At 66.0% G+C, this 22,452-nt stretch carries 23 protein-coding genes and 1 pseudogene; 9 read left to right on the top strand and 15 right to left on the bottom strand.

The features are described 5' to 3' along the window. The first annotated feature begins 49 nt into the window (after positions 1-49). Positions 50-1,009 carry a DMT family transporter gene (locus PVE73_RS16565; protein WP_277363300.1) on the top strand — a complete coding sequence of 320 codons (960 nt, stop codon included), beginning with the start codon at positions 50-52 and terminating at the stop codon, positions 1,007-1,009. A gap of 62 nt (positions 1,010-1,071) precedes the next feature. Here PVE73_RS16565 and PVE73_RS16560 read toward each other — a convergent pair whose 3' ends face one another. The 3 genes from PVE73_RS16560 to PVE73_RS16550 form a co-directional block, all read right to left on the bottom strand. Beyond that, a complete protein-coding gene (locus tag PVE73_RS16560) occupies positions 1,072-1,938 on the bottom strand; it encodes a uracil-DNA glycosylase (protein WP_277363299.1) in 867 nt (288 codons plus the stop codon). Between the two features lie 44 nt (positions 1,939-1,982). After that, on the bottom strand, positions 1,983-2,570 hold the full coding sequence (locus PVE73_RS16555) for a hypothetical protein (protein ID WP_277363298.1): 588 nt from the start codon (positions 2,568-2,570) through the stop codon (positions 1,983-1,985). Positions 2,571-2,685: 115 nt separating this feature from the next. Further along, on the bottom strand, positions 2,686-3,624 hold the full coding sequence (locus PVE73_RS16550; RefSeq protein ID WP_277363297.1) for a class I SAM-dependent methyltransferase: 939 nt from the start codon (positions 3,622-3,624) through the stop codon (positions 2,686-2,688). Between the two features lie 88 nt (positions 3,625-3,712). Between PVE73_RS16550 and PVE73_RS16545 the strand changes: the two genes are divergently transcribed. Continuing rightward, on the top strand, positions 3,713-5,419 hold the full coding sequence (locus PVE73_RS16545; protein ID WP_277363296.1) for an electron transfer flavoprotein-ubiquinone oxidoreductase: 1,707 nt from the start codon (positions 3,713-3,715) through the stop codon (positions 5,417-5,419). Between the two features lie 41 nt (positions 5,420-5,460). Here PVE73_RS16545 and PVE73_RS16540 read toward each other — a convergent pair whose 3' ends face one another. After that, a complete protein-coding gene (locus tag PVE73_RS16540; protein WP_277363295.1) occupies positions 5,461-6,438 on the bottom strand; it encodes an acyltransferase in 978 nt (325 codons plus the stop codon). A 136-nt stretch (positions 6,439-6,574) separates the two neighbouring features. Next, positions 6,575-7,603, bottom strand: coding sequence for an endonuclease/exonuclease/phosphatase family protein (locus tag PVE73_RS16535; protein ID WP_277363294.1), 1,029 nt, complete (start codon positions 7,601-7,603; stop codon positions 6,575-6,577). 172 nt (positions 7,604-7,775) lie between these two features. Here PVE73_RS16535 and PVE73_RS16530 point away from each other — a divergent pair, with 172 nt between their 5' ends. After that, positions 7,776-8,396, top strand: coding sequence for a methyltransferase domain-containing protein (locus tag PVE73_RS16530; RefSeq protein WP_277363293.1), 621 nt, complete (start codon positions 7,776-7,778; stop codon positions 8,394-8,396). Positions 8,397-8,400: 4 nt separating this feature from the next. Here the strand turns inward: PVE73_RS16530 and PVE73_RS16525 are convergent, their stop codons facing one another. Both PVE73_RS16525 and PVE73_RS16520 read right to left on the bottom strand, forming a co-directional pair. Then, on the bottom strand, positions 8,401-9,900 hold the full coding sequence (locus tag PVE73_RS16525) for an AMP nucleosidase (protein ID WP_277363292.1): 1,500 nt from the start codon (positions 9,898-9,900) through the stop codon (positions 8,401-8,403). 43 nt (positions 9,901-9,943) lie between these two features. After that, positions 9,944-10,129: a hypothetical protein gene (locus PVE73_RS16520; RefSeq protein ID WP_277363291.1), complete on the bottom strand. Its 186-nt coding sequence runs from the start codon at positions 10,127-10,129 to the stop codon at positions 9,944-9,946. A gap of 227 nt (positions 10,130-10,356) precedes the next feature. Between PVE73_RS16520 and PVE73_RS16515 the strand changes: the two genes are divergently transcribed. Then, positions 10,357-11,058, top strand: coding sequence for a glutathione S-transferase N-terminal domain-containing protein (locus PVE73_RS16515; RefSeq protein WP_277363290.1), 702 nt, complete (start codon positions 10,357-10,359; stop codon positions 11,056-11,058). A gap of 50 nt (positions 11,059-11,108) precedes the next feature. On the opposite strand, the gene PVE73_RS16510 is transcribed toward PVE73_RS16515, so the two are convergent. Beyond that, a complete protein-coding gene (locus PVE73_RS16510; protein ID WP_277363289.1) occupies positions 11,109-11,450 on the bottom strand; it encodes a DUF2147 domain-containing protein in 342 nt (113 codons plus the stop codon). Positions 11,451-11,864: 414 nt separating this feature from the next. On the opposite strand from PVE73_RS16510, the gene PVE73_RS16505 reads away from it, so the two are divergent. After that, entirely contained in the window at positions 11,865-12,131 is a 267-nt protein-coding gene (locus PVE73_RS16505; RefSeq protein ID WP_277363288.1) for a sel1 repeat family protein, read from the top strand. Positions 12,132-12,234: 103 nt separating this feature from the next. On the opposite strand, the gene PVE73_RS16500 is transcribed toward PVE73_RS16505, so the two are convergent. Then, positions 12,235-14,181: an acetyl/propionyl/methylcrotonyl-CoA carboxylase subunit alpha gene (locus PVE73_RS16500; protein ID WP_277363287.1), complete on the bottom strand. Its 1,947-nt coding sequence runs from the start codon at positions 14,179-14,181 to the stop codon at positions 12,235-12,237. A gap of 721 nt (positions 14,182-14,902) precedes the next feature. Between PVE73_RS16500 and PVE73_RS16495 the strand changes: the two genes are divergently transcribed. Beyond that, positions 14,903-15,487 (top strand): DUF922 domain-containing protein, encoded by a 585-nt coding sequence (locus tag PVE73_RS16495; RefSeq protein WP_277363286.1) that lies wholly within the window; start codon positions 14,903-14,905, stop codon positions 15,485-15,487. A gap of 49 nt (positions 15,488-15,536) precedes the next feature. On the opposite strand, the pseudogene PVE73_RS16490 reads toward PVE73_RS16495, so the two are convergent. Then, positions 15,537-16,010 (bottom strand): annotated as a pseudogene (locus PVE73_RS16490) (O-acetyl-ADP-ribose deacetylase); the annotation flags it as partial. 321 nt (positions 16,011-16,331) lie between these two features. Here PVE73_RS16490 and PVE73_RS16485 point away from each other — a divergent pair. From PVE73_RS16485 to PVE73_RS16475, 3 genes are read left to right on the top strand one after another with little or no spacing between them, the layout of a single operon-like run. Beyond that, positions 16,332-16,790: a hypothetical protein gene (locus PVE73_RS16485; RefSeq protein ID WP_277363285.1), complete on the top strand. Its 459-nt coding sequence runs from the start codon at positions 16,332-16,334 to the stop codon at positions 16,788-16,790. Further along, positions 16,787-17,182 carry a phage holin family protein gene (locus PVE73_RS16480; RefSeq protein WP_277363284.1) on the top strand — a complete coding sequence of 132 codons (396 nt, stop codon included), beginning with the start codon at positions 16,787-16,789 and terminating at the stop codon, positions 17,180-17,182. Before PVE73_RS16485 ends, PVE73_RS16480 begins: the two co-directional genes overlap by 4 nt. Next, positions 17,179-18,159 carry a DUF3618 domain-containing protein gene (locus PVE73_RS16475; RefSeq protein WP_277363283.1) on the top strand — a complete coding sequence of 327 codons (981 nt, stop codon included), beginning with the start codon at positions 17,179-17,181 and terminating at the stop codon, positions 18,157-18,159. Before PVE73_RS16480 ends, PVE73_RS16475 begins: the two co-directional genes overlap by 4 nt. 16 nt (positions 18,160-18,175) lie before the next feature. Here PVE73_RS16475 and PVE73_RS16470 read toward each other — a convergent pair whose 3' ends face one another. From PVE73_RS16470 to PVE73_RS16450, 5 genes are all read right to left on the bottom strand, one after another. Continuing rightward, the gene (locus PVE73_RS16470) at positions 18,176-19,783 is read right to left on the bottom strand and encodes a carboxyl transferase domain-containing protein (RefSeq protein WP_277363282.1); all 1,608 of its coding nucleotides are present in this window, start codon (positions 19,781-19,783) and stop codon (positions 18,176-18,178) included. A 7-nt stretch (positions 19,784-19,790) separates the two neighbouring features. After that, a complete protein-coding gene (locus PVE73_RS16465) occupies positions 19,791-20,207 on the bottom strand; it encodes a type II toxin-antitoxin system VapC family toxin (RefSeq protein ID WP_277363281.1) in 417 nt (138 codons plus the stop codon). Beyond that, complete coding sequence (locus tag PVE73_RS16460) at positions 20,171-20,545, bottom strand: AbrB/MazE/SpoVT family DNA-binding domain-containing protein (protein ID WP_277363280.1); 375 nt, start codon at positions 20,543-20,545, stop codon at positions 20,171-20,173. The genes PVE73_RS16465 and PVE73_RS16460 overlap by 37 nt, the downstream gene beginning before the upstream one ends. 91 nt (positions 20,546-20,636) lie before the next feature. Then, on the bottom strand, positions 20,637-21,800 hold the full coding sequence (locus PVE73_RS16455) for an isovaleryl-CoA dehydrogenase (RefSeq protein ID WP_277363279.1): 1,164 nt from the start codon (positions 21,798-21,800) through the stop codon (positions 20,637-20,639). Positions 21,801-21,812: 12 nt separating this feature from the next. Then, entirely contained in the window at positions 21,813-22,409 is a 597-nt protein-coding gene (locus PVE73_RS16450; protein WP_277363278.1) for a TetR/AcrR family transcriptional regulator, read from the bottom strand. Positions 22,410-22,452 lie beyond the last annotated feature (43 nt).

Below are 22,452 nucleotides of genomic sequence, written 5' to 3'. Positions count from 1 at the left end.
CTGCGCATTGCGGCCGGCTTTTCCTTCCCCGCGAAGGGGAGGATAGGTGATGGCGGTCGCCGTAAGCGAACTCGACACGGAGCGCAGGCCTCTGGTCGGGATCGCCCTCAAGATCATATCGGTCTCGATCTTCGTGGCGATGTCGTCGCTCATCAAGTCGGCCGGCCCCGTACCGGCGGGGCAGATCGTCTTCTTCCGCTCCTTCTTCGCCATCCTTCCCATCATCCTCATGCTCTCCTGGCAGCGTGAGCTTGCGACGGCCTTCCGGACGAAGCATCCGGCGGGGCATGTGATGCGCGGGCTCGTCGGTGTGGCTTCGATGGGGCTCGGCTTCTTCGGGCTGACGCGGCTGCCGCTGCCCGACGCCATCACGCTCAACTACGCCCAACCGCTGCTCGTCGTGGTGTTCTCCGCCATTTTCCTCGGCGAGGCGGTGCGGATCTACCGTTGGAGCGCGGTCGTCATCGGCTTTGCGGGCGTGGTCATCATCGCCTGGCCCAATCTCACTCTGCTGACCGGCAGCGGCCCCGGCCTCGAGGCCGACCAGGCGGTCGGCGTGATCGCCATCCTGCTCGGCGCGGCATGTTCCGCCGTCGCCATGCTGCTGGTGCGCAGGCTCGTGCTGACGGAGAAGACGCCCACCATCGTCATGTGGTTCTCCGTGACGGCGACGATCGTCTCGCTCGCCACCATTCCCTTCGGCTGGGTGTGGCTGACGCATTGGCAGTTCCTGGCGCTCGCGGGCGCCGGCATCTGTGGCGGCGTGGCTCAGATCCTGATGACGCAGTGCTACCGCCACGCCGAGCTCTCCACCATCGCGCCCTTCGAATATACCTCGATGATCCTCGCCATCGCCGTCGGCTATTTCGCATTCGGCGACATACCGACCGTCTACACGCTGGTCGGCGGCCTGATCGTGGTGGGGGCGGGGCTGTTCATCATCTGGCGCGAGCGCCGGCTCGGGCTGAAGCGCGTGGCGGCGCGGCGTTTTGTGCCGCCCAGTCCATAAGGGACGGGGAGCAGGGATGGGGCAGCATGTTTCTTTCGCCCTACCGCCCCATTGGTCGGAGCTCACCCCTCCAACTCCCTCAGCCTCATCTTGATGGCCAGGAAATCGCGCCAGGTGAGTTTCTTGTGTGCGGGATTGCGCAGGAGATAGGCCGGGTGGAGCGTCGGCATGGTTGCGATCTCCATCCCGCTTTGGGTCCTGTGGACCGACCATGTGCCGCGCATCCTCATGATGCCGGTCTGCGTGCCGAGCAGGAGCTTGGTCGAAGGATTGCCCAAGGTGACCAGCACTTTCGGCGCGACCAGCTCGACGTGCCGCTCGATGAAGGGCCGGCAGATCTCCGTTTCGAGGGGCGAGGGGTCGCGGTTGCCGGGGGGGCGCCACGGAATCACATTGCTGATATAGGCCGATGTCCGGTCGCGCCCGATCGCCGCGAGCATGCGGTCGAGCAACTGCCCGGATCGCCCGACGAAGGGCAGGCCCTGCAGGTCCTCGTCCCGGCCCGGCGCCTCGCCCACCAGCATGAAATCCGCTTCGGGGTTGCCGTCGGCGAAGACCAGGTTCTTCGCCGTATGGCGCAGGTTGCAGCCGTCGAAGTCGGCCAGTATCGCCTTCAACTCGTCGAGCGTCCTCGCTTGCCGCGCCAGTTCGCGCGCGCGGGCGGCCTGGGCTTCGTCGGGAATGGCGGCGGGCTGCGCGGGCCTGGGCACCGGCTGGGCCGGCGCCGCTGGTGCCCTGGCGGGGGCAGGCGCATTGCCAGCCGCTGCGAGATCGGCAGGCCGCGTCGCCTCGGGAGCGGCCGCGCGGGAGCTTCGCTCCTCGAAACGGTTCGACGGCTCTTCGGTGAGCGGCTCGTCCACACCGGCGTCGGCGTAGAAGGAGAGCAGCTCGCGAAGGCCCGCAGGGTCGAGAGGCGTGGTCGGGATCATGTCCCGGTTTTCGCTCGCCGGAGCGTGCAATGCAAGCCTGTGCCTCAAGAGAAGGGGATGCGCGGATCCTGCACCAGATGGAACTGGTAGGTGGGTGTAAGGTCGGTGATGAGCATGGAGAATGTGGCCGTCTCCTTGGGATCCACCTTGCCGTCGCGGAAGAGCAGGCGGTCATGGGGCTCGAAGTCGCGGCTGTAGGAGGCGAAGGCGTCTGCGGACACCGTGCCTGCCTCCGCCTGCGCCTGGTCGAAGGAGAGGCCGTCGCCATAGACGCTGGGTTTGCCCAGGTGAACCTGCAGCTCGTACGAGAATTCGACCCAGGCGAGCCCGCTCGCATTCACCGTCTCGATCCGCAGGTAGAGCGCCATGCCGGGCCGCCGGGACTCCGCCTGCGGCGCCCCGGGTCCGTCCTGGCGGATGACGACGACCACGGCGCTGGCGGAATAGAGCTCCTGGATGAGCACAACCGGGTCGGCGCGTGTGCCGCTGCCGCGGACGGCAAGGATACGAAAGCCGCCGAGCTCGTCTGAGAAGGAGTAGCCGCCGGCAAGCCAGCGCCCATCGTCAGCCGGCCCCGCGCCCAACAGGAGGGCTGCGGAGACGAGGGCGGCAAATCGCGCGATGCTTGGCATGGCCTGGGTCTCCCGCGCGTCGGGCGTACAGGCTCCGCGCCGGCGAGCGCAGGTGATTGTAGGCCGGCAAGGCCGGACTTGGTAGTGCCTCGTCCGGCCGAAAGAGCACCCTTTGTCAGACCCTGAGCGTCAGGAGCGCATACCAGGCGAACCGTTTCACGAAGGGTATTGCCAGAACCACGGAATCGACCGCCTTGCCGGCCGAATAGACGACCTCCGACATGCCCGGCGGCGCCAGCGCGCTTCCGACGGAGCACAGGCCGAAATAATCCACCCGGACGCCGCTGAAATAGCGGCGGGCCAGCGCGAAATCCGACACCAGCAGGGGATGTTCATCAACGGTGCGGATGTCCGGTGTACGCCTCCGGTAGGCGTTCAGGAGGGGATTGTGTCCCATCGGCTCGTAAAAGCTCGCCACCCCGTTCGGCTTCAACACCCGCGCCACGTCGGAAAAGCACCGGTCCAGATCGAGATGATGGATGATCCCGCGTCCATACACCAGGTCGAACCTGTTGTCCTCGAAGGACATGTCTTCCGCATTCATCGCGAAGAACGCGGCGTTGGCGTTCCCAAGCTCGCGCGCCCGTTCGTTCGCCTTGGCCACGGCAACATCCGAAATGTCGATTCCTGTCAGAGAGCGGCAGATGTCGGGGAGCCGCAAGGAGTACAGGGACCATCCGCCATCGGAACAACCGTATTCAAGAACATCCGCGTCTTTCGAACGGCGTATTATTTCCTCGTCCTGGCGTTCTGCGCCGTGGCGTATCGTTCGATACCACTTGTCAAGGTATTTTCTTGGGTCTTCCTCCTGGCCGAACCGGATATTGTGAAATTCTCTTTCTCGATTGACGACGGATTCCCTCTCATTCTGCATGACGAAGTTCTCTCCGCGGCAGATAGACAAAATTGGCGTAGGACGTGTGCACAAACCAGTCTTCGCGCAGACGGCGATCCTCCCGCGCGAGGCGCAATTGTATCCAAGTCTATGCATGCCAGCGCAAGTTGAATTGCGTTTACGTTTGAACAAAACCGTGATCCCGGCGCTGGTGCTCATTGCGGGGCCATGGGTGGTTTCGCCGTCTTTGGCTATGCGCTATAGCCGGCTTGAGACCGGCAAGCCGTCGCAAGCCTTGGAGGAATGGATGAGCGAACGCGAAAGCATGGAATTCGATGTGGTGATCGTCGGTGCAGGGCCGGCGGGGCTTGCGGCATCGATCAGGCTGAAGCAGCTCGATCCGGAGCTTTCCGTTGTCGTGCTCGAGAAGGGCGGCGAAGTTGGGGCGCACATCCTCTCGGGCGCGGTGGTGGATCCGATCGGTATCGACCGGCTCCTGCGCGATTGGCGCACCGAGAAGGATCACCCGTTCAAGACCCCGGTCACCGACGACCGGTTCCTGGTGCTGGGGCCGGCAGGCTCCATGCGGCTGCCCAATCTCCTGATGCCGCCGCTGATGAGCAATCACGGCAACTACATCGTCTCGCTCGGCAATGTCTGCAAATGGCTGGCCGGGCACGCCGAGGCGCTGGGGGTGGAGATCTATCCGGGCTTCGCCGCCGTCGACGTCCTCTACAATGAGGAGAACGCCGTCATCGGCGTCGTCACCGGCGACATGGGCGTGGAGCGCGACGGCTCGCACGGTCCTGCCTACCAGCCCGGCATGGCGCTTCTGGGCAAATATGTGCTGATCGGGGAGGGCGCGCGCGGCTCGCTCGCCAAGCAGCTCATCGCCCGCTATGCGCTTGCGGAGGACCGCGAGCCGCAAAAATACGGCATCGGCCTCAAGGAGCTGTGGGAGGTGAGGCCGGAGAAGCACAAGCCCGGCCTGGTGCAGCACTCCTTCGGCTGGCCGCTCGACCGGCAGACCGGCGGCGGCTCCTTCCTCTATCATTTCGACGAGAACCTGGTGGCCGTCGGCTTCGTCGTCCATTTGAACTACAAGAACCCCTATCTCGCGCCTTTCGAGGAGTTCCAGCGCTTCAAGACCCATCCCGCCATGCGCGGCACGTTCGAGGGTGGCAAGCGCATCTCCTACGGCGCGCGCGCCATCACCGAGGGCGGCTGGCAGTCGGTCCCGAAGATGAGCTTTCCGGGCGGGCTGCTGATGGGCTGCTCCGCCGGCCTGGTCAATGTTCCCCGCATCAAGGGCTCGCACAACGCGGTGCTGTCGGGAATGCTCGCCGCCGAGCACGTGGCGGAGGCGCTCGCGGCAGGGCGCGCCAATGACGAGCTCTCCGCCTACGAGGACGCCTGGCGCGGCTCCGATATCGGCAGCGATCTCAAGAAGGTGCGCAACGTCAAGCCGCTCTGGTCGCGCTTCGGGACCATCGTGGGCGTGGGGATCGGCGGCATCGACATGTGGTGCAACTCCCTCTTTGGCTTCTCGCCGCTGGGCACGCTCGGCCACCGCAAGGCCGACCACGAGACGCTGGACGCCGCCGAGAAGCACGAGCCGATCGACTACCCCAAGCCCGACGGCGTGCTCACCTTCGACCGCCTCTCCTCGGTGTTCCTGTCCAACACCAACCACGAGGAGGACCAGCCGGTGCATCTGCAGGTGAAGGACATGGATCTCCAGAAGGCGTCCGAATACGGCGTCTATGCCGGGCCTTCCACCCGCTACTGCCCGGCCGGCGTCTACGAGTGGGTCGATGCGGAAGGCAATTCGCTGGCCGGCGGGCCCGGCGCCGCCGAGAAGGGCGGAGCCGCACCGAAAAGCACCGAGGCCCGCTTCGTCATCAACGCGCAGAACTGCGTGCACTGCAAGACCTGCGACATCAAGGACCCCAACCAGAACATCAACTGGGTGCCGCCGCAGGGCGGCGAGGGTCCCGTCTACCAGAATATGTGAGGGCCAGGGGGCGCCGGTTTGCAGCCCGGCCGCCCTCGCTTCTACGCGGAGGCCTTCGCCGTCGCCGGACCAGTCAGGAGCCCGCGCAGGACTTGTCCCACCGGGCGTTCGAAGATGTGGTAGGACAGCATCGCCACCACGATGCAGGCGACGAGTGCCGTGAGGATCGCCGAGGCGCTTCCGTGCCCCAAGACCTTGCCGACGATGCCGAGCACGATCCCGTGCGTCAGGTACAGCGAGTAGGACGCATCACCCAGCTTTTCCAGCGGGCGCAGCGCATGCGCCGGAAATGCGCCGGCGCGCTCGATCGCGACGAAGCCTGCGACGATCGCCAGAGCGGGCAGCCCCCAATAGAGGATGCGCCACTCAGGCGTGTCGCTGCCGACGCCCAGTGAAAGCAGGCCGGCAAAGCCTGCGATCGCGAGCCCCGATCCGAGCGGGGCGCTTTTGAAGAAGACCGCGCGCGAGAGCAGGAGACCGAAGACGAACTCGACCAGCAACTGGTTCATGTAGAAGTGCGGGATGGTCGGCTGCGGCTGGAGCGCCCAGCCGGCGACGGCCAGCCCCATGATGATGACGGCCGACGCCAGGATGGGGCGGCCGAGCCAAAGCCCCAGTGCAAAGAGCGCGTAGAAGAACATCTCGTAATTCAGCGTCCAGCCGACGACCACCAGCGGCCAGACCTTTCCCTCCGGATCCTCGGAGGGGATGAAGAAGAGCGACGTGAACAGCCTTGGCAGGTCGAAGGTGAAGGTGGAGAAGAGCCCCGGCACCAGCGACGCGGCGCACATGGCAAAAGTGACCGCCCAGTAGAGCGGCACGATGCGGATGATGCGCTTGGTCATGAAGCGGCCCGGACCGTCGCCGAGCCCGACAGTGCCCATGATGAAGCCGGAGATGACGAAGAAAAGGTCCACGCCGGCTGCGCCCAGGGTCCATTCCGAGGGCGACAGGTGGAAGAACACGACCGCCAGGGCCGCGATCGCACGCAAGACCTGAATCGAACGCAGCTGCACCATGGATGACGTCCTCGCTGACATCACCTCGCCCATTCGAATCCCCGGCAGGCAGCTTGGCCCGGCATTCACCGCGCCGCAACCAAAATAATGTTGCGGTGCGGCAAAAAAGAATGCGGGCACGTGACCGCGTGTGGCTTCAGCGTACCGCTTGCAGCGCTGCAACGGAGGCCTGCAGGGTCTGGCTGCCTTTGAGCTGTGGAAGCACGTCGAACTCCAGGAGCACCGGCAGGTGGTCCGAGCCGGCATCGTCCAGCCTGCGCGTCGCGACCACTGCGATGCGGCCCTTCACGAAGATGTTGTCGATCGGCAGGCCGGCCACGCGCCGCAGCCGGTTTGGCAGCGGCTGCGCGAGCCAGGTCGGCCCGATATGGCGCAGGCGGGTGAGACCACCCGCCGCGGCAAGCTGCTCGGCGGCGGCGCTCCAGGAGACCGCATTGAGGTCCCCGGCCAGGATGGCGGTTGCTCCCATTTTCCTCTTCAGCGTCGGCGTCACATGGGTGAGCTGCCTGGACTGCTCGAAGGGCCACGGCCAGCCCAGATGGATGGCCGCGATGTCCACCGCCGTGCCGCCGAAACTGACCGTGGCGATGGCCAGAGCCCCCTTGTTGAAGCACTCCGCCCGGGATGGATGCAGGAACGGCCGGCGCGAGAGGATGGCGACACCGCCGACGCCCGGCCGCGAACAGAAGAGGCTGTGCGGATATGCCTTCTCGATCAAGGCCAGTTCGCGCCGCCACATGGCCGACACCTCCTCCAGCGTGATCACGTCCGGCTGGCTGCGGCCGATCAGCGACAACACCTCTTTCGGGCTGCTGTTGTCATAGCGCAGGTTGAGCTGAAGCAGCCGGTAACGGGCGACATCCGGCGGGGAAGCCTCTGCGGGGCCGCCGGAAAGCCGCTGGAGAAGCGGGACATCGAGGACGCTGGTGAAAGCGGCCACGGCCAGCGCGAGGGCGAGCAGGCCGTGCGCGCGCCAGGAGGCGAAGAACAGCAATGGCAGGGACAGCACGGCGAGCAACACCGCCAGATGTGCACGGAGATGGGCGAAGCTGTCGAAGGCGGGGTGCAGGTGCTTTAGGAAGCCAAGCACCAGCGGCACCGAGACGCAGAAGGCCGCTGCCATGGCGATGGCGGCAAGGCGGGAGGTGCGGCGCTGGCTGCTCATGCCGATGCTCTAACGGTGCAAATATGGCGGGGGCAAGGGCAAAATGCCTCCCCCCGAGCCCGCAGGTATCGGTTGCCGTTTGCGAGCTCCGCTTCGTGATTCACACGCGAAGGCGAGTTGCCGGAGAAGAAGAATGGCTGTAGCGTCCCCCAGCTTCCCGAGAGGCTCTTCAATGGCACGCTGCAACCCCGAAAGATCCGCTACGCCGTCCGACGTGCTGCCCTTCCTGCGGGCATGGCTCTCGAATCCGTGGCGCGTCTCGGCCATAGCGCCTTCGAGCTCCGCGCTCGCGGACCTCATCACCAGCGAGATCGGCCCCAAATCGGCGCCTGTCCTGGAGCTCGGCGCCGGAACCGGTGTTTTCACGCGCGCGCTTCTCAAGCGCGGGCTGGCGCAGGAGGACCTCACGATCATCGAACTCGGCCCGGATTTCGTGACCTTGCTGCGCCAGCGCTTCCCCAATGCCCGCATCCTGCCGGTGGATGCCGCGCGCCTTGCCCAGGCCGGCCTCTACGAGGGGGCTCCGGTCGGTGCGGTCGTAAGCGGACTCCCGCTTCTTTCCATGAGCCCGCGCAAGATCATGGCGATCGTCGCCGGCGCATTCTTCTACATGCGTCCCGGCGGCTCCCTCTACCAGTTCACCTATGGTCCGCGCTGCCCGGTTCCGCGTCCCATTCTGGACCGGCTGGGCCTGAAGGCGGTACGCATCGGCCGGACGATGCTGAACGTGCCGCCCGCTTCCGTCTACCGCATCACGCGCCGCAGTCCGCTGCACGGCCCAGGCGCGGCTTGACGGCCTACTGGAACGCCGTCTCGGAGAAGCTGCGCAGCTTGCGCGAATGGAGGCGCTCCGGCGGCATCTCCGCCAGCTTCTCCACCGCGCGCATGCCGATCTTCAGATGCTGCGCCACCTGCCGCTTGTAGAAATCCGTGGCCATGCCGGGCAGCTTCAATTCGCCGTGCAGCGGCTTGTCGGAGACGCAGAGCAGCGTTCCGTAGGGCACGCGGAAGCGGAACCCGTTGGCCGCGATCGTGGCCGATTCCATGTCGAGCGCGATGGCGCGCGATTGGGACAGCCGCTGCACCGGGCCGCGCTGCTCGCGCAGCTCCCAGTTGCGGTTGTCGATGGTCGCGACGGTGCCGGTGCGCATGATGCGCTTCAGCTCGTATCCGGAAAGCCCCGTGACCTCTGCCACCGCCTCCTGCAGCGCCACCTGCACCTCGGCCAGCGCCGGCAGCGGCACCCACACCGGCAGGTCGTCGTCGAGCACGTGGTCCTCGCGCACATAGGCGTGCGCGAGCACATAGTCGCCCAGCGCCTGGGTGTGGCGCAGCCCGGCGCAGTGGCCGAGCATCAGCCATGCATGGGGACGCAGGACGGCGATGTGATCGGTGATCGTCTTCGCGTTGGAGGGGCCGACGCCGATATTGACCATTGTGATGCCGCCGTGATCGGCCTTTCTGAGGTGATAGGCGGGCATCTGCGGCAGGCGCGACAACATCACGTCCGGCGGCGAGCTCTCGCCGGCCATGGTCACGATGTTGCCGGGCTCCACGAAGCACTCGTAGCCTCCGCCGCCCTGCGCCATCAGCTCGCGTGCGAGGGCGCAGAACTCGTCGATATAAAACTGGTAGTTCGTGAAGAGGACGAAGTTCTGGAAATGCTCCGGCAAGGTCGCGGTGTAGTGCGAGAGGCGGTGGAGCGAATAGTCGATGCGCTGCGCGGTGAAGGGGGCAAGCGGCATCGGGTCGCCCGGCCCCGGCTCGAAGGTGCCGTTGACGATGTCGTCGTCCATGGAGTTCAGGTCCGGCACGTCGAAGAGGTCGCGCAGGGGGCGCTTGAGATGGTTCGCGACGGCGCCTTCCACATAGGTGTCCTTCAGGAAGGCGAAATGCAGCGGGATGGGCGTCTCCGATTCGGAGACCGTCACCTCCACGCCGTGATTGCGCATGAGGAGCCCGAGCTGATCGACGAAGTAGCTCTCGAACAGGTCGGGCCGGGTGACCGTGGTCGCATAGGTGCCGGGTGCCGGTACGTGCCCATAGGCCAGCCGCGTGTCGATCTGGGCGAAGGACGCGGTCGAGAGACTCACCTCGGGATAGAAGGCGCGGTAGCGGCGGTCGCTTTCGCCGCTTTGGCCGATGCGGATGAACGCCTCGCGCAGGAAGGCGGTGTTGCGTTCATAGATCTCCTTCAGGGCCTCGACGGCCTCGCGCGCGTCGCTGAAGGACCGGCGCGCCACCGGTTCGGGGCTGGAGATGGTTTCGATGGGTTGAGGGTAGATTCGCTTTTCCATGTCCCATTATAGGGATTCTGGAGGGCGTTTTCGAGGTCGGGAATCACCGCGACCGCTGCAGGCTGACCAGCAGAACGAATCCGGCGCCGGCCGTCTTCTTTTCGTAGAGCCCGCCGCCGGCTCCATCTGCCCCGCCCATCAACATCAAGGGAAGCGCGAGTACGGAAAGAACCATGGCCGCTCTCGCCATCAGATGAAACAGTTCCGCGAGATTGAGGTTATTTGTCATGGTTCTGCCCTGCCGCCCGTATTCCGTTGCCGATGTCGCCGTCCATTGATGGGAGTGCCGTCCGCCTGGGACCGTGAGGGCATACTGCCGCGGCGGCGCTGAACCGGTGCTGAGATCACCATTCATCCGCGGTTCAAGATTATTGATCGGTTTTTAGTTCGATGAGTATTGAACGAAACCGTCCGTTGTCCGTAGTTCTTTCGTGTCCAATCCAGGAGAAAAGGCTCATGACGACACAGACCAAACCCATCGAGCTGCACTATTGGCCCACGCCCAACGGATACAAGATCACCATCATGCTGGAGGAGCTCGGGGTTCCCTACGAGGTCCGCTACGTGAATATCGGCAAGGGCGACCAGTTCAAGCCAGAGTTCCTGAAGATCTCGCCGAACAACCGAATGCCGGCCATCGTCGACCCGGAAGGGCCCGGCGGCGAGCCGATCTCAATTTTCGAGTCCGGTGCGATCCTGCAATATCTCGGGCGGAAATTCGGCCGCTTCTATCCGGCCGACGAGCGGCAGCGGGTCGAAGTCGAGCAGTGGCTGTTCTGGCAGATGGGAGGGCTCGGCCCGATGGCCGGGCAGGCGCACCATTTCCGCAACTACGCGCCCGAGAAGCTCCAATATGCGATCGAGCGCTACACCAACGAATGCAATCGCCTCTATGGCGTGATGAACAAGCGGCTTGCCGTTCGCGAGTTCCTGGCCGGCGACTATTCCATCGCCGACATGGCCTCCATCGGCTGGACGCGATCCTACGAGAACCAAGGGCAGGACCTGAACGAGTTCCCCAACCTGAAGCGCTGGTTCGAGACCATGATGGCGCGGCCTGCCGTGCAGCGCGGGATCGAGGTCGGCCAGGAGCACCGCCGCAACATCGCCAATGACGAGGAAGCCAAGAAGGTGCTCTTCGGCCAGAGAGCGCGCTGAACGCGCATCCGACGAAGGGGCGGGCGCGGGCCCGCCCTTCGCCCTTGCGGCTACATGCGCGTCCAGGTCTCGTTGCGGCAGATCAGGCCGCCGAGCACGCAGCCGCCCATCCTGAAGGAATTGCCGTCGAGGCTGCCTTTGCCCTTGTAGGTCTTGTCGCTGGCGGGATCCGTCACCGTACCCGTATAGCTCCCGCCGCCCGCGGCGCTGAAACGGCCGATCTCTTTTCCCGCATGCGGCCCCGTCTTCATGGTGATGCAATAGGCGCCGCCGCAATCGGCGATCTCCGCCGTGCTGCCGGAGCGGGTTCTCCATTGCCCTTCGATCGGATCGGCAAAGGCCGCCCCGGTGGCGGCGAGCAGAAGGCTCGCCGCAAGCATCGGTTTCAGCATCGTTCTCCTCCCTGTGACCGCCAGGCGGACGGTTCTCCGCCTATGACGCGCACGTAAGAGTAAACCGACTTTGGCCCGCTTGGAAGACAGGGACCTGCCCCGCGGGAAGGCCGCCGGAGACCGGGGCGGGCGGGGCAGTCCTTCATCGCCGGCTGCCGGCGTGGTTAGGAAAGGGTTGCTTCGGAATTTACCATTTTAGCTCCGCGAAGGAGAAGAAACTGCAGCGTTGCGGGCAATTCCATCCTTAACGGAATCCGGCCGTTTACCGATTGTTTTCGCTTTATTTTCCGCACGTTAATCAAGCCGCTTAACGGCCGTTTCAAGGCTCTCTGGCATTCTGCGAACCATCGAAGGCACCGCGAAAAGAACAAATGGCGGGCTGCTCTCAGGAAGAGAAACAGGGACATTTGAACTATGGCACGTTTCAACATTCATGAGGCTGAATCGGGCGCCATCGGCGCGGGCGCCCAGGCCGACATTCTTTTCCAGCTCGGCATCATGTATGCGACCGGCCGCGACTGCGACGTGGACCTGGTCGCCGCGCACAAATGGCTGAACATCGCGGCCATCAAGGGATCGGCGAGCGCGGCCAGGATGCGCGCCGAGCTCGCGGCCACCATGACGAAGGCGGATATCGCCCGCGCGCTGCGCGAAGCGCGGGAATGGATGACGATGCACTGAATTCCTGGGGAAGTGAGGGGCGCGGCGCACCGGTGGGGGCGCCGAAGGAACGCCGTGGCGGCAGGACGGGCCGCCGCGGCGTTTTGCTTTTCGTCCCGTCGGCTCACGCCTCGAACCGCACCAGTACGGCCCCGTCATTGACCTGAGCGCCTTCGGAAGCGATCTCGGCGATCACGCCGTCATGGGGGGCGGTGATGGTGTGCTCCATCTTCATGGCTTCCAGCACGAGGAGAGGCTGGCCCTTCTTCACGGCCTCGCCCGCGGCTGCCCGCACGAGCTTGACCAGCCCCGGCATCGGCGCGCGCAGGCTGTCGCCGGCGGCATCGTGCTCGGCGAGAAGGAGCGGGTCGGCGAGGCGGAACGTGTGGCTCGCCGCGCCCTCGAAGACGGTGAGGTGACCCGGCCAGGCGGCGATGCGCGGCGTGGCCTCGGCGGAGAGCTGGAAAGTCTCCGCGTCCCCTCCCTCGCGCCGCACGGCGAAGCGGCCCTGGCCGTCGCCGGTGATGGCGAAGCTCAGCGCCTGCTCGCCGTGATGCAGCGTGCGGCGGTGGGTGAGCGGGTGGAAATGCCCGTAGGCCGATATCGCGTCGAAGGGATCGGGCGCCTCCGGCGTGAACCGTGCGCCTGAGGCCGCGAGCGCGGCAAGGGCGGCCGTGCGGGGCGCGGGCTCGGGCAGGGCGGTGAGCGTCGCCTGCCTCCGGGCGATGAGCCCGGTATCGAGACGGCCGGCGGCGAAATCCGGATCGCGCGCGAGCCGCGCCAGGAAGGGCGTGTTGACGGTTGCGCCTGCGACCTCCGTCTCATCCAGCGCCGTTGCCAGGGCGGCGAGCGCCGTCGCGCGGTCTTCCGCGTGGACGACGAGCTTGGCGATCATGGGATCGTAATAGGGCGAGACGGCGTCGCCCTCGCGCACGCCGGTCTCCACGCGGATCGCGGCGTCCGGTACATCCTCCGGGAAGCGCAGGTGGTGCAGCGTGCCGGTGGCGGGCAGGAAGTCGCGCGCGGGATCCTCGGCATAGATGCGCGCCTCGAAGGCGTGGCCGGAAAGGCCGATCTCCTCCTGGGCGAGCGGCAGGGCCTCGCCGGCGGCGACGCGGATCTGCCATTCCACGAGGTCGATGCCGGTCACCATCTCGGTGACGGGATGCTCCACCTGCAGGCGGGTGTTCATCTCCATGAACCAGAACCGGTCGGGCTTCAGGCCCTTCGAGGCATCGACGATGAACTCGACGGTGCCGGCACCGCGATAGCCGATCGCCAGCGCGGCTTTCACGGCGGCCTGGGTCATGGCCGCGCGCATGGCGGCGGTCATGCCGGGGGCGGGGGCCTCCTCGATCACCTTCTGATGGCGGCGTTGGGCGGAACAGTCGCGCTCGAACAGGTGGACGACATTGCCGTGCCGGTCGCCGAAGACCTGCACCTCGATATGGCGGGGCGTCTCGACGAGCTTTTCCACCAGCACGTGGGAATCGCCGAAGGCGGCCTTGGCCTCGCGCCTGGCGGCGGCGAGCGCATCGGCGAACTGGTCGGGATCGTCCACGCGACGCATGCCCTTGCCACCGCCGCCCGCGCGCGCCTTGATCAGCACGGGATAGCCGATCTCGCGTGCCTTGGTGGCGAGCACCACGAGTTCCTGCGCCTCGCCGTGATAGCCGGGCACCACGGGCACGCCGGCCTTCTCCATCAGTCGCTTGGCGGCGTCCTTGTGGCCCATGGCGCGGATGGCCTTCGCCGAGGGGCCGATGAAGACGAGGCCGGCCTTCTCCACCGCCTCCACGAAATCCGGGTTCTCGGACAGGAAGCCGTAGCCCGGATGGATCGCCTCGGCACCGGCCGTCTTCGCCGCCTCGATGATGCGCGCGCCGTCCAGATAGCTGTCGGCGGCGGCCGCCCCGCCGATAGGCACGGCCTCGTCGGCAAGGGCCGCGTGCATGGCCCGCGCGTCGGCATCGGAATAGACGGCAACGGTGGAGATCCCCATGCGGCCTGCCGTCCGCATCACGCGGACGGCGATCTCGCCGCGATTGGCGATCAGGATCTTTCTGAACATCCGGCCTCCTGTCCACTGAGCACGGTCGGTGATTTGCACGATCTATAGCGCGCGGGGAGGGCGGCGTCATGGGCTGGGAACAGGCGGGCACGCTTCATCCTCGCCACGCCCGCTTTCGCGTCTGGCCATTGTCAAAGAACCTGGGAAGCGGGGCGCGTTGTCCACGCCACTCAATTAATTTTTTAAGGCGCTTCCAACGCGCCCCGCCGGAGTCTGTCCCGACCTCGGCCGATCACTCGGACCCTTCTCCTTCCCGGCTGCACCCAATGAAGGGGGTGGTCTCTGCCGGGCCGAAGGAGAACCCTAGCGGCTTCTCCGTGGTTTCCGCGATGCCGTCTCTCACCCAGCATCCGTTTTTCCGGAAACGGCGTCTCACACCCACCGCCCCGGCACCGCCGGCCTGTCGCGGGCCCTCGGATCCTCAGGTTCCGATCCCGGGGGAGGGAGGTTTCCGCCGCTCTCCCGAACACCCGGTGCGCATCCGGTTCCCGCGAGAGCGATGGGGAAAGAATAAGGGAGGCCGGAGAGGTGGGGAGAAAAAAATTGGAATGAGCGAATGGCGAAACAGCGAATGGCGAGCAGGAACAAAGGGATGGTGCTGCAGAAAAGATTCTGAGGGGCAAATTCCATCCCCGCCTTGGGGCCTTCGGACAGCGGCGCGTTGCAAGCGAGCGGCGTTTCTCCTAACGCTTTTCCCATGGCGTGACGGCGAGGTGCAGGGATGAGGGTGTTGACGATCGCGGCTTTTCTTGCCGCCCTGGCGGGCGCGGCGCATGCCGACTGGAAGCCGGTCGAGAAGGTCGTGACCTATCCCGTCTCCGGCCAGACCGGCATCGAGCTCTACCGCTCGATCGGGGAAAACGGGCCGAAGGTGGGCGTCGGCCGGGCGATCGCCTATACGGATTTCGACCTGAAATGGTCGCGCGACTACCAGCCCCGCAACGGCGGCTGCGTGCTCGCCTCCGCAAAGCCCTTCCTCACCATCACCTACCGACTGCCCAAAGTCTCCGGAAAACTGCCGCCCGAAACGGGCCGGCTGTGGGAGGCCTTCATCGCAGGCGTCGAGAAGCACGAGCGGGTGCATGGCGAGATCATCCTCGACATGGTGAGGAAGATCGAGGCCGTGTCCGTCGGGCTCACGACCTCGGACGACCCCGACTGCAAGAAGATCCGCGAGGCGCTGACGCAGAAGCTCGGCGAATTGTCCCAGGAGCAGCGGCGGAAAAGCCGGGAGTTCGACAAGGTGGAGATGAGCGACGGGGGGAATGTGCACCAGCTGGTGTTGAGGTTGGTGAATGGGGAGTGAGATGGGGTACCTGTAGGAAGACACCCCCCGCATACCGCCGCGTCGTCTCCTCATCGAACCCGACGAGAATCACCTTCTCCGGCAATTCATTCCCCTCCAGAAACGCCGCCACCGTCTGCACCGCAATCCGCGCCGCCTCGTCCTTCGCGTACCCGTAGACGCCGGTGGAGATGGCCGGGAAGGCGACGGACTTGCAGCCATGGTCACGCGCCAGCTCCAGCGAGCGACGGTAGCAGGAGGCGAGCAGTTCCGCTACGCCTTCTCCGCCGCCGTGCCAGACCGGGCCGACCGTGTGGATGACGTGGCGGGCAGGCAGCCGGTAGGCTTTGGTGATCTTCGCGTCGCCCGTCTGGCAGCCCCCGAGCCTGCGGCATTCCTCCAATAGCTCGGGGCCGGCGGCGCGGTGGATCGCGCCGTCCACGCCGCCGCCGAGCAGCGAGCGGTTGGCGGCGTTCACGATGGCGTCGGCTTCGATCTTCGTGATGTCGCCGGTGACAGCAAGCATGCGGCCGGTGACGGGCATGGCGGTCCTCCTTCGCGGGGTGTCCGTGTTTCGCCGGCGGGTCACGCTCGCCGCTCTCGCGCGAGTTTCAGCATCAGCTCCGGCCAGATGCGGAAGGTGTCCCGGCGCCCGCCCGCCTGCGCTCACGATGGCGCGGAGGGGGTCGGGGCGCGCAAATTTTTGCGCCCTCTCCCGCCGCATGGGAACAGCGGCCGGTCCCGGTCGTTAGACGCATACATAACACCGGGAGCAGCTCGAATGAATTCCATTATCTATCTGATCGGGCTCGTTGTCGTCGTCCTGGCGATCCTTTCCTTCCTCGGCTTGGCATAGGAGGGCGCGATGGCGACGACACCGAGAAACGACAAACAGACGGAAACCGGCCGTGCGGCATCCCAAACCGCCGACACGCTGCGCTCGAAAGCCTCCGAATTTGGCTCCGAGGCGAGGCACGAGGCGGGCGCGAAGGCGGAAGAGGTGCAGCACCGGACATCCGAAAGCCTGCACAGCTTCGCCGAGGCGATCCGCTCGGCCAGCGACGAATTGAGGAAGAAGGACGAAGGCCCCGCCGCGCGGCTTCTCGGCGAGGCGGCCGGCGGGCTGGAAGAGCTTTCCGGCACGCTCGGCCAGAGGCGGCTGGAGGACATCGTCAACGATGTCCGCGACTTCGGCCGGCGCAATCCGACCGCCTTCATCGCCGGCTCGGTGCTGGTGGGCATGGCGCTCGGCCGTTTCGCGCGCACCGGCATGGGCGACGGTTCGTCCGGTGACGCCGGAAACAGAAGGGGAGGTGGACGATGAGCACCCGAGAAGACCCGCGCGGCATCACGACGCTCTTCTCCGACCTGGCGAACAACGCGACGCGCCTCGTGCAGGCGGAGTTCCGGCTGCTGCGCACCGAAATGTCGGAGAAAGTGGGGCAGGTGAAGAACGGCCTGGTGGAGATGATCGCAGGCGCGATCTGCCTTCTGGCCGCCCTTCTCGTTCTGCTTCAGGCGCTGGTGGTGGCGCTGGCCGAAATGGGCCTCGGCACCAGGTGGGCCTCGCTGGCCGTCGGCGTCGTGGTGGCCATCGTGGGCGTGATCCTCGTGCGCATCGGCACGTCGAACATGTCCGAGTCCAATCTTATGCCCGAGCGCACGCAGCACCAGCTTGGCGACGATGCGCGGGCCGTGAAGGATCAGATGCGATGACAGGCAAATCAGCAGCCGAGCTGGAGCGCGAGGCCGAGGCGGCGCGCGCCGGCATCATCCAGACCGCAGAGGCGATCCAGAGCAGGATGACGCCGGGGCGGATGATGGATGACCTCAACGACTACTTCAAGAACTCCGACGGCGCGACGGCGTTCAACAACCTGAAGACGCAGGTGAGGGACAACCCGCTGCCGCTGGCCCTGATGGGCGCGGGGCTTGCCTGGCTCTTCATGGGCGGCGGGCCGAAAAGCCGGGACCTCGCCGACACGGCCGGCGCCTACACCCGCCCCGACGGGCAGGCAGACGGCGATCTCGCCTCCGACGAAGTCTGGAAGGGCGCGCCGGGGCTCGGCGATCCCACGCTGGGCGCGGGGCTTTCGGGAACCGGGGAAACGGGCTCGCAGGAAAGCGCCGGCGGGGCGATGCGCTCCGCTACCGGCAAGGCAAGCTCGGCCTATGCATCGGCGAGCGGGAAGGTCTCCTCCGCCGCCGGCTCGGCCGCCGAGAGCGCCAGCCATGCCGGCGAGAGAACCGCCGAGGCAGCGCGCCGCGCCTCCTCGCAGGCGCGCCATGCGGGAAGCCGCGCGCAGCGCATGTTCTCCGACACGCTCGACCAGGAGCCGCTGATCGTCGGCGCGCTCGGGCTGGCCGTGGGTGCTGCCATCGCCGCCATGCTGCCGCGCACCAGGGTAGAGGAAGAGTATGTCGGCCCCTACGCCGAAAAGGCCCAGGAGAGCGCGAAGGAAGCCATGAGCCGCGGCACCGAAAGCGCGAAGAACGTGGCCAACGAGGCGTTCCGCGCCGGCGAACGGGAAGCCGAAAGGCAGACGCAGAAGCAGACGGGGTCGTCAGCTTCCTCGTCCGGCGCCTCGACCGGCACGAGCGGCAGCCCGGCGGCGGCGAAACCGGCCGGAAGCTCGTGGGACAAGGGCGCGCAGGCGAGCCCGGCAACCAGGGAACCGGCGAAGAAGAGCTGAGGCGGCGCCCGCCGCCTCACATCCTGAACACACCGAATTTCGTTTCCTCGACGGGCGCGTTGAGGGCGGCCGAGAGGCTGAGCGCCAGGACCTCGCGGGTTTTTGCCGGGTCGACGACGCCATCGTCCCAGAGCCGGGCGGAGGAATAGAGCGGGTGGCCCTCGCGCTCGTATTTTTCCAGGATCGGTTTCCGGAACGCGGCCTCTTCCTCGGCTGACCAGGAGCCGCCCTTGCGCTCGATGCCTTCGCGCTTGACGATGGAAAGCACCGTGGCCGCCTGCTCGCCGCCCATGACGGAGATGCGCGCGTTCGGCCACATCCACAGGAAGCGCGGCGAGAAGGCGCGGCCGCACATGCCGTAATTGCCCGCGCCGAAGGAGCCGCCGATGATGGCTGTGACCTTCGGCACCTTCGCGGTGGCGACGGCGGTGACGAGCTTGGCGCCGTCCTTGGCGATGCCGCCGGCCTCGTATTTGCGGCCCACCATGAAGCCGGTGATGTTCTGCAGGAAGATCAGCGGGATCTTGCGCTGGCAGCACAGCTCGACGAAATGCGCGCCCTTGAGCGCGCTTTCGGAGAAGAGCACGCCGTTGTTGGCGAGGATGCCGACGGGCATGCCGTGCAGGTGGGCGAAGCCGGTGACGAGCGTCGTGCCGTAATTCTGCTTGAACTCGTCGAGCTCCGAGCCGTCGACGATGCGGGCGATCACCTCGCGCACGTCGTAGGGCTGGCGGACATCGGCCGGGATGACGCCGTAGATCTCTTTGGCGTCGTAAAGGGGCGGAATCATTTTCTGAAGATGGAGCCCGATCGTCTTCTTTCGATTCAGATTTTTGACGATGCGCCTGACGATGGCGAGCGCGTGTCCATCGTCCACCGCATAGTGGTCGGCGACGCCGGAAAGGCGCGTGTGGACCTCGGCGCCGCCTAGCTCCTCGGCCGTGACCACCTCGCCGGTGGCGGCCTTCACCAGCGGCGGGCCGCCGAGGAAGATGGTGGCGTTGCCCTTCACCATCACGGTCTCGTCGGACATGGCCGGCACATAGGCGCCGCCCGCCGTGCACGAGCCCATGACGCAGGCGATCTGCGGGATGCCCTTCGCCGACATGGTGGCCTGGTTGTAGAAGATGCGGCCGAAATGGTCGCGGTCCGGGAAGACCTCGTCCTGGTTGGGCAGGTTCGCACCGCCCGAATCGACCAGATAGATGCAGGGCAGGTTGTTCTCGAGCGCGATCTCCTGCGCGCGCAGATGCTTCTTCACCGTAAGGGGATAGTAGGTGCCGCCCTTCACGGTGGCGTCGTTGACGACGACCATGACCTCGCGCCCCTCCACGCGGCCTATGCCGGCGATGAGGCCGGCCGACGCGATATCGCCCTCATACATGCCGAAGGCGGCGAACTGGCCGATCTCCAGGAAGGGCGCGCCGGCATCGAGGAGTTGCGCCAGGCGCTCGCGCGGCAGCAGCTTGCCGCGGGCGGTGTGGCGGGCGCGGGCTTCGTCCGAGCCGCCGCGCTCGATCGCTGCCGCCTTCTCGGCCATGTCGGCGACAAGCGTCTTCATGCGCGCCTCGTTGGCGCGGAAGGTGTCGGAGGAGGGGGAGAGCTGGGATTGGATGGTCGTCATAGGCTCCTCAACGGATCAGCTCGATCTTGCAGTCGATGTCGAGATCGGCCCAGATGCGGTCGGCGGTGACAGCGATCCCGCCCAGGCGGACCGCGGTGGCGATACAGGCGCGGTCCCCGAGCGAAAGCCGGCCTTTGGGAGCCTTTGCATACAGTTGCCCCGCCAGGATTGCGAGATCCTGGCTGAAACCCGCTACTTCGACATTGCTGTGTCGTACATAATCGAGCGCGATCTGCACCGGAACGCTTCGCTCCGCGCATTTAGATACGATTTCAGCGAGCGTGACGCTGCTGATGATTCCGCCGCGAGCCAATCGGGCGGCTTTTTCCAGGCCCGGCTCGCCAAAGATGATGGCCAGTATGGCGGACGTATCGATAACATGTGGTGTCATTCGAGGGGCGGCAATCCATGCGCCTTGCGCCATTCATTTGCCTCTTGAAGCTCCCTCCGGGCTTCTTCCCGGCGCTCCGCGATCAGCTCATCAACAACGCTGACGCCGGGATTCTTCGCCCTGAACTCCTTGGCGAAAGCCTGGACGCGCTTAAGCGCTACCGCTGGAGATACGATCCGAAATTCTCCCTCGACGACCTCCGCGGTGACGGTGTCGCCCGGCTCCACCATCATGGCCGCGCGCATCTCCGCCGGGATAACGATGCGGCCGGCACTGTCGATCTTAAGGCGCGTATGGGCGACCGACCGCAATTGATCGGTAGGCGTTTCGAAGCTCTGCGGCTCCTCGGAGAAGCCTTTTGGCCTGGGCATGTCCGCCTCCTGTCATTGAAGAACAGAATGCCATCTTTCCGCACGGATGGCAAATACGTATGCATGTGGCATTTATGGAACCGTTGCCATATCAGAGCGTTTCCCCCACCATCTCCCGTCCAATCAGCCAGCGCCTGATCTCGCTCGTTCCGGCGCCGATCTCGTAGAGCTTGGCGTCGCGCAGGAGGCGGCCGGTGGGGAACTCGTTGACATAGCCGTTGCCGCCCAGAAGCTGGATGGCGTCGAGGGCCATGCGGGTGGCCTGCTCGGCGGCATAGAGGATGCAGCCGGCCGCATCCTTGCGCGTGGTCTCGCCGCAGTCGCAGGCGGCGGCGACCGCGTAGACATAGGCCCGGGCGGCGTTGGCGGTGACGTACATGTCTGCGAGCTTGCCCTGGACGAGCTGGAATTCGCCCACCGCCCGGCCGAACTGCTTGCGCTCGCGCACATAGGGCACGGCGGCATCGAGGCTGGCGGCCATGATGCCGAGCGGGCCGCCGGAAAGCACCACGCGCTCATAGTCGAGGCCGGACATGAGGATCTCGACGCCGCGGCCCTCCTGCCCGAGCACGTTCTCGAAGCACACCTCGACATCCTCGAAGACGAGTTCGCCGGTGTTGGAGCCGCGCATGCCCAGCTTGTCGAGCTTCTGGGCGACCGAGAAGCCAGGCATGGTGCGCTCGACGAGGAAGGCGGTGATGCCGCGCGAGCCGGCCTCGGGCTCGGTCTTCGCGTAGACGACGAGGGTGCCGGCGTCCGGCCCGTTGGTGATCCACATCTTCGAGCCGTTGAGCACGAAGCGGTCGTTCTTCTTCACGGCCCTGAGCTTCATGGAGACGACATCGGAGCCGGCCCCGGTCTCGGACATGGCGAGCGCACCGACGGTTTCGCCCGAACAGAGGGCAGGGAGGTACCTTTCCTTCTGTTCCGGCGTGCCCCAGCGGCGGATCTGATTGACGCAGAGATTGGAATGCGCGCCGTAGGAAAGGCCGACCGAGGCCGAGGCCCGGCTGATCTCCTCCATGGCGACCACATGGGCGAGATATCCCATGCCGGAGCCGCCGAAATCGGGCTCGACGGTGATGCCGAGCAGGCCGAGGTCGCCCATCTCCTTCCAGAGATGGGCGGGGAAATCGTTGTCGTAGTCGATCATCGCCGCGATGGGCGCGATCCGCTCCCGGGCGAAACGCTGGACCATGTTGCGCAGCGCATCGATCTCCTCGCCCAGCCTGAAATTCATGGCCGTCATGTACATTCGTTCCTCCCCTCAAGCCTCGGCGCCGACGAGGCGCAGCGTCATGGTGTGATAGGTATCCGCCACCTCTTCGACGGAAAGCCTCTCGCCCGGCCGGAACCAGACGATCACGCCGGTGATCATCTGGATGATGGCCATGGCGGTGAGCGGGGTGTCGTCGATGCGGAAGCAACCATCCTCCGCCCCCGCGCGCAGGATCTGCCTGAGTTCCTTCTCGTAGGCGCCGCGCAGGCGCAGGATGGCGGTGAGGCGCTCGGGCGAGAGGCTTCTCAGCTCCATATTGCTCATCTGCGTGGAATGCCTGCGCGCCACATGGAAACGGATGTGGTTGTCGACAAAGGCGGCCAGCTGCGCGGCGGGATCCGCGGCGCGGGGCCGCGCGGCCTCCCAGGCGGCGGCGAGCCCCTCCATATGCTCGCGCATCAGCGCATAGAGCAGGTCCTCCTTTGTGGGGAAGTAGCGGTAGAGGGCGGCCGGCTGCACGCCCACCTCGCCGGCAAGCTGGCGCATGGACATCGCCTCGAAGCCGTGTCGCGCGATGAGCAGCACCGCCGCTTCGCGGATTGCCGCCTCGGTCCTTTCTCCCAACGAACCCGCAGTGCGCGCCATGCCGTCTCCCCAAGCCTTCAGCAAGGAAAGAATAGAACGTTCG

This window comes from Chelativorans sp. AA-79, assembly GCF_029457495.1.
Lineage (GTDB): Bacteria > Pseudomonadota > Alphaproteobacteria > Rhizobiales > Rhizobiaceae > Chelativorans.
The sequence above is the reverse complement of the archived record's forward strand: the minus strand, read 5'-3'. Positions and strand labels throughout refer to the sequence as shown.

What these genes read in the sequence shown, in the direction of transcription:
- PVE73_RS16565 (WP_277363300.1), top strand. Translation starts at nt 50, where the DNA reads ATGGCGGTCGCCGTAAGCGAACTCGACACGGAGCGCAGGCCTCTGGTC.
- PVE73_RS16560 (WP_277363299.1), bottom strand. Translation starts at nt 1,938, where the DNA reads ATGATCCCGACCACGCCTCTCGACCCTGCGGGCCTTCGCGAGCTGCTC.
- PVE73_RS16555 (WP_277363298.1), bottom strand. Translation starts at nt 2,570, where the DNA reads ATGCCAAGCATCGCGCGATTTGCCGCCCTCGTCTCCGCAGCCCTCCTG.
- PVE73_RS16550 (WP_277363297.1), bottom strand. Translation starts at nt 3,624, where the DNA reads ATGAGCACCAGCGCCGGGATCACGGTTTTGTTCAAACGTAAACGCAAT.
- PVE73_RS16545 (WP_277363296.1), top strand. Translation starts at nt 3,713, where the DNA reads ATGAGCGAACGCGAAAGCATGGAATTCGATGTGGTGATCGTCGGTGCA.
- PVE73_RS16540 (WP_277363295.1), bottom strand. Translation starts at nt 6,438, where the DNA reads ATGGTGCAGCTGCGTTCGATTCAGGTCTTGCGTGCGATCGCGGCCCTG.
- PVE73_RS16535 (WP_277363294.1), bottom strand. Translation starts at nt 7,603, where the DNA reads ATGAGCAGCCAGCGCCGCACCTCCCGCCTTGCCGCCATCGCCATGGCA.
- PVE73_RS16530 (WP_277363293.1), top strand. Translation starts at nt 7,776, where the DNA reads ATGGCACGCTGCAACCCCGAAAGATCCGCTACGCCGTCCGACGTGCTG.
- PVE73_RS16525 (WP_277363292.1), bottom strand. Translation starts at nt 9,900, where the DNA reads ATGGAAAAGCGAATCTACCCTCAACCCATCGAAACCATCTCCAGCCCC.
- PVE73_RS16520 (WP_277363291.1), bottom strand. Translation starts at nt 10,129, where the DNA reads ATGACAAATAACCTCAATCTCGCGGAACTGTTTCATCTGATGGCGAGA.
- PVE73_RS16515 (WP_277363290.1), top strand. Translation starts at nt 10,357, where the DNA reads ATGACGACACAGACCAAACCCATCGAGCTGCACTATTGGCCCACGCCC.
- PVE73_RS16510 (WP_277363289.1), bottom strand. Translation starts at nt 11,450, where the DNA reads ATGCTGAAACCGATGCTTGCGGCGAGCCTTCTGCTCGCCGCCACCGGG.
- PVE73_RS16505 (WP_277363288.1), top strand. Translation starts at nt 11,865, where the DNA reads ATGGCACGTTTCAACATTCATGAGGCTGAATCGGGCGCCATCGGCGCG.
- PVE73_RS16500 (WP_277363287.1), bottom strand. Translation starts at nt 14,181, where the DNA reads ATGTTCAGAAAGATCCTGATCGCCAATCGCGGCGAGATCGCCGTCCGC.
- PVE73_RS16495 (WP_277363286.1), top strand. Translation starts at nt 14,903, where the DNA reads ATGAGGGTGTTGACGATCGCGGCTTTTCTTGCCGCCCTGGCGGGCGCG.
- PVE73_RS16485 (WP_277363285.1), top strand. Translation starts at nt 16,332, where the DNA reads ATGGCGACGACACCGAGAAACGACAAACAGACGGAAACCGGCCGTGCG.
- PVE73_RS16480 (WP_277363284.1), top strand. Translation starts at nt 16,787, where the DNA reads ATGAGCACCCGAGAAGACCCGCGCGGCATCACGACGCTCTTCTCCGAC.
- PVE73_RS16475 (WP_277363283.1), top strand. Translation starts at nt 17,179, where the DNA reads ATGACAGGCAAATCAGCAGCCGAGCTGGAGCGCGAGGCCGAGGCGGCG.
- PVE73_RS16470 (WP_277363282.1), bottom strand. Translation starts at nt 19,783, where the DNA reads ATGACGACCATCCAATCCCAGCTCTCCCCCTCCTCCGACACCTTCCGC.
- PVE73_RS16465 (WP_277363281.1), bottom strand. Translation starts at nt 20,207, where the DNA reads ATGGCGCAAGGCGCATGGATTGCCGCCCCTCGAATGACACCACATGTT.
- PVE73_RS16460 (WP_277363280.1), bottom strand. Translation starts at nt 20,545, where the DNA reads ATGCCCAGGCCAAAAGGCTTCTCCGAGGAGCCGCAGAGCTTCGAAACG.
- PVE73_RS16455 (WP_277363279.1), bottom strand. Translation starts at nt 21,800, where the DNA reads ATGTACATGACGGCCATGAATTTCAGGCTGGGCGAGGAGATCGATGCG.
- PVE73_RS16450 (WP_277363278.1), bottom strand. Translation starts at nt 22,409, where the DNA reads ATGGCGCGCACTGCGGGTTCGTTGGGAGAAAGGACCGAGGCGGCAATC.